General features: G+C 72.4%; 5 protein-coding genes. All 5 read right to left on the bottom strand.

Annotation, left to right across the window (positions count from 1 at the left end):
• A partial coding sequence (locus CCN39_RS50340) for a hypothetical protein (RefSeq protein WP_208630507.1) occupies window positions 1–640 on the bottom strand: 640 nt, incomplete at its 3' end.
• Window positions 637–1,074, bottom strand: a complete 438-nt coding sequence (locus CCN39_RS34345) for a hypothetical protein (RefSeq protein ID WP_086849136.1) — start codon at window positions 1,072–1,074, stop codon at window positions 637–639. The genes CCN39_RS34345 and CCN39_RS50340, both read right to left, overlap by 4 nt.
• Before the next feature lie 28 nt (window positions 1,075–1,102).
• Window positions 1,103–2,662 (bottom strand): FAD/NAD(P)-binding protein, encoded by a 1,560-nt coding sequence (locus tag CCN39_RS34340; RefSeq protein ID WP_244211128.1) that lies wholly within the window; start codon window positions 2,660–2,662, stop codon window positions 1,103–1,105.
• A gap of 91 nt (window positions 2,663–2,753) precedes the next feature.
• Window positions 2,754–3,575: an AfsR/SARP family transcriptional regulator gene (locus tag CCN39_RS34335; RefSeq protein WP_086849132.1), complete on the bottom strand. Its 822-nt coding sequence runs from the start codon at window positions 3,573–3,575 to the stop codon at window positions 2,754–2,756.
• Window positions 3,576–3,844: 269 nt separating this feature from the next.
• The coding region (locus CCN39_RS34330) for a sigma factor-like helix-turn-helix DNA-binding protein (protein WP_279629599.1) at window positions 3,845–4,471 on the bottom strand (627 nt) is incomplete at its 5' end.

Here is a 4,471-nt window from a genome sequence, read left to right as displayed (position 1 = left end):
CCGGCGGCGGGGCTGAAGCCGGGGCCGGGGCCGGGGCCGACTCAGCCGAAACCGAAGCCGCCGCCGGGGCCGGAGCTGGGGCCTCGCTCTGGGCCGGCTCAGCCGAAACCGCGGCCTGCGCCGGAGCCTGCGCCGCCACCGAGGCCGGAGCCTGCGCAGTCACCGAAGCCGGTGCCTGCGCCGGCGAGTCGGCCACCGTGCCCAGGTCGGTGCCGCCGACCACCGCGCGGACCGCGTCCACGCGGTCGGTGATCACCCGGTCCAGTACCGTTGCCGCGTCGCGGCCGTCGAGGTGTACGTGCTCGCCGTTGACCGTGACGATCAGCTCGGCTCCGCCGTGCACCACCGCCGCCATGCCGTTGCCGGTCGGCCCGAACGCGCAGAGGGCCGGGAAGTCGTCGGCGTCCGGGCCGATCAGACCCGCGACCCGGCGGCTCAGCTGCCGCGCGTCGGCCTCGCCCGCGGCGATCCCGGCGACCGCTTCGAGCAGCGCGCCGATGCGGTGCTGCCGGCCGGGAACCGCTTCGCAGACCAGGGTCAGGTCGCCGTACCGGGCCAGGACGGCGTTGCCCCGCAACGGGTGCAGCCCGTCCGGCGCGGTCGCGGCCGGGTGCGGTGCGTTGTCCAGAACCGTGCTCATACCAGTCTCCCGCCGTGAAACCTCCATCGGATGAACGGCACCCTCATCGGCCCGTTCGCGAACAGCCACACCGCCAGCCAGACGACTCCGAAGTGGATCAGGAAGGCGCCCCACGGCACCGGGCCCGGCAGCCAGGGCAGCTCGCCCCGGCCGGCCAGTGCCCACACGAGGATTCCCTCCGGCACGGCGGTGAGGAGGCCGAAGAGGGTGGGCCAGTCCTTCTCCCACCGCCACTGCATGAGCAGGTGGTAGACGAACTCCCAGCCGACCCCCAGCACGGTGACGGCGCCCAGCACCACGAAGGTGGCCTGGTAGCGCTGCGCCGGCGGGGCGTCGATCGGCAGGATCGGCGCGAGCAGCGCGGTCAGCGCACCGCCGAGGAAGATGAGCAGGAACAGCCGGGTCTGGATCCGGCCGAGCAAGGTCGGCACCACGTTCTCGTCCTCTTTCCTCCACGTGCGGTCAGATCCGGCGGCCGGTGGCCCACTTCAGCCACCGGGCGATGGAGCTGACCGGTCCCATGCGGTCGCAGTGGCCGCGCCGGGCGATGTCGTCGACGACGTCCTGCGCGGCCAGCTGGAGCCCGAGGAAGGTGTCCACCCCGGGGAAGTAGCCGCCGTACGCGGCCGCGCCGGTGGCGTAGAGCCGTCCGACGCCGTTGTCCGCTCCGCGTACGTCGAAGGCTTCGCCGACGTCGAGCCGGCCGAGCACGTTGCGCCCGATGCCGGGCTGGCGCAGCAGATCGCCGAGCACGCGGTGCTCGCTGATGTCGCCGTTGAGGCCGGTGCAGTCGATCACGTAGTCGACGGCGACGTTCGCCAGGCCTTCCGGGCGGCCGATCGTGGCCACCATGCCCGTCCCGTCGAGCCGCAGGTCGGCGATCCGCCCGGAAACCGGCTGGTACCAGCCCTCTTCGCGGGCGGTCCGCTGGCCGGCGCGCCAATGCCGCCGCGACGGTGTCGTGGTTCCGCCGATCTGCTCGTAGATCCGGACCCGGTCGGCGCCCTCCAGCCCGCGCATGCGGGCGCGCAACTGGCCGCCCCACGCCGATTTCGGGTAGTTGAAGCCCTGGAACGCCCAGCCGTCGCGACCGGGGCGGCGCGCCCACGGGTGCGGCCCGTGGTGGCCGGCGTAGTAGGTGCGGAACAGGTGGACGATCCGGGTTTCCGCGCCGCCCTGGAGCCGGTCGGTGATCAGCCGGTGCAGGACGGCGGAGGCCACGACCCCGCCGCCGCGCACCAGGACGGTGCCGGGCCGGTGGCGCAGCGCCTGGTACACGTGCTCGTGGTCCTCGTAGCCGTTGACCACGTGGTGGAAGTCGTTCATCCGTTCGCGGAACGCCTGCATGTCGGGCAGGAACCGCAGGCCCGGGTAGCCGACGGCCAGGTGCACGTCCCGCGACCGGAACGCGACGTGCCCGGGCGGCGCCGTGCCGCCCTCGGCGGCGGCCGGGGAAAGCAGGCTGAAGTAGCCGCCACCGGCGCGGCGGCGGACCACCTGCACCTCGCCCCGCACCAGCATCTCGCCGTACCGGATCCGGTCGGCCTCCCGGGCGATGCCGTCGAGCACCGTGCCGAGCACGGGCGTGTAGAAGTCGGCGAAGTCCGGCTCCAGGAACACCTGCGTCAGCGGCTTGAGGCTGCGGGTCCGCCACGCTTCCTGCAACGCGTAGGACGGGAAGCCCCACAGGTTGTCCGGCCGCGACGCCGAATCCGACCGGATCCGGCGGGCGCGCGGCAGCTGCGAAACGCGGGTCAGGTACTCGTAGGTCTCCCACGGGTGGGCCAGGTTGGACAGGACGCGGATGTCCTCGGCCGGCACGTCGCCGGCGATCCGCAGGTAGTCGACGGTGACGAAGGAGCCCATTCCCCCGCCGACGCTGACGAACGGGACGTCCTGCACCGGGATGCCCGCGCCGGCCACCATTTCGTCGGTCCACATGGCACTCGTGTCCAGCAGGGGCGGGACGGCTCGCGCGGTCGGCAGCTGCGGCGGGGCCACGGCATCGGTCGTGTCAGTCACTTTCACTCACCGGCTCACTGTTCTGGTCGCTCCGGGGAACATTCACTCGCAAGAGTGACGGCGACGCCGTCGGCGCACCGTTCTCCGAGCGTCACACGTCGAGGTCGGCGGCCGGTTCTTCGAGCAGCTGGCCGATGCTCGAAGCGGGCTCGACACCCAGCTCGTCGCGGAAGATCCGCTGGTAGTCGGCGAAGTAGGAAAGCGCTTCCTGCTGGTTTCCCTGCACGAGGCAGGCCCGGATGAGCGTCTGGTGTGCACTGTCGCGCAGGGAATCCGCCTGCACCAGCGCCAAAGCCGTGCAGACCGCCGCGCCCGGCAGGCCCGCGCCGGCCAAGCGGCGGGACAGGGTCTCCAGCGCGGCCAGCCGGAGCTGGTGGTACCGGATCTGGTAGTCCAGCAGCCATTCGTCGTCCAGGTCGGGCAGGAGGTCGTGGTGGAAGCCGGCGTCGAGGGCCTCGTTGCACAACGCCGCGGGCAGCGGCCCTTCGGTGGCGAGGATCCGGTTGGCCAGCGCGGTCGTCTCCTCCAGGTCGATCCGCAGCCCGCCGGCGAGCCGCAGGTACGAGCCGCGCACGACGATCAGGCCGGGACAGGTCCGCTCCAGCCGGTAGATGACCGTGCGTAGATTGGCGTGGGCGCGCGCGGTGGTGGCATCGGGCCACAGCAGGTGCGCAATCTGGCGCCGGGCGACCGAGCCGGAGTGGCACACGAGGACGGCGACGAGCCGCTGTCCGGTGGTGCTGACGTCGAGCAGCTCTCCCCGCAGCACGAGCCGGAACCCACCGAGCAGGCTCAGTTCACCCACGGGAGCAGCCTCTTCGGACGTCCCGATCGGACGCTCCGGCGCGGACGGCCAGACCTGCGCATCCGGGCGGAAGACAGCGGACCGGGTGGTGGTGACGTCGACGAGCATGGGTTGTCCCCCAAACGCAAGGGTCGGAAATGGTTTCGTGGAGTACGGAGACACCACGCCGCGGGACCGTTACATGATCACGGGATTCTCACGATCCGTACACGGACAGCCGGGAAATCCGTTGAGCCGACCGGAAAAAGCGCGTATTCGTCACCAAAAGTAGTCGTTTGGCGGTTTCGAAGACCGGGTACTCTTCCGCGTCGCCGCTGTCCCTCGGACGCGGCCGCGCGCGACTGTCCTTTGTGGTCGGTGGCGGCGCCGCAGCCGGCTCAGGACGCGAGCCGATCCGGGAAGCCGAACGCGACGACCAGCGCCGGGTCGTGGAACTCGACCACGCCGGAGACGCCGGTGGCCGTCGCGGTCAGCACCACGACGCCGTGCGCCCGGAGGACGCCGCCGGCGTCCCGGTGGTACACGGCGGCGGCCGGCTGGCCGTTGGCCGTGGTGGCGCTCATCCGCCAGTCGCCCGGTTCGCCCAGGACGTAGGTACCGAGCAGCCGCAGGCACTTCGCCCGGCCCGCGTACCAGTCGCGGAACGGGGTGGCCTCCAGCGTCGCGTCGGTGCGCAGCACCTGCGCCAGCAGTCCGGCGTCGGCGCGTTCGAACGCGGCGATGTAGCCCTCGAGCAGCGCGCGTGCCCGCGGGTCGGCCGGTTCGAGCAGGTCCTCGGCCGGGGCGCCGAGGTCGTCCAGCCGGGCCCGGGCGCGCTGCAGGCCGCTCTTCACCGCCGCCGTGGTGGTCCCGAGGATCCGGGCCGTTTCCGGTGCGGTGAACGCCAGCACCTCCCGCAGGAGCAGGATCGCGCGCTGCCGGGCCGGCAGGTGCTGCAGGCTGACGATCAGCGCGAGCCGCACGGACTCGCGCGCGACCACCGTCGCCGCCGGATCGGCGACCCG

The sequence above is a fragment of the Amycolatopsis kentuckyensis genome (assembly GCF_002155975.1).
Classification (GTDB): Bacteria; Actinomycetota; Actinomycetes; order Mycobacteriales; family Pseudonocardiaceae; genus Amycolatopsis; species Amycolatopsis kentuckyensis.
The sequence above is the reverse complement of the archived record's forward strand: the minus strand, read 5'-3'. Positions and strand labels throughout refer to the sequence as shown.

Coding starts and splice junctions, on each gene's coding strand:
- CCN39_RS34335 (WP_086849132.1), bottom strand. CDS start 3,575: ATGCTCGTCGACGTCACCACCACCCGGTCCGCTGTCTTCCGCCCGGAT.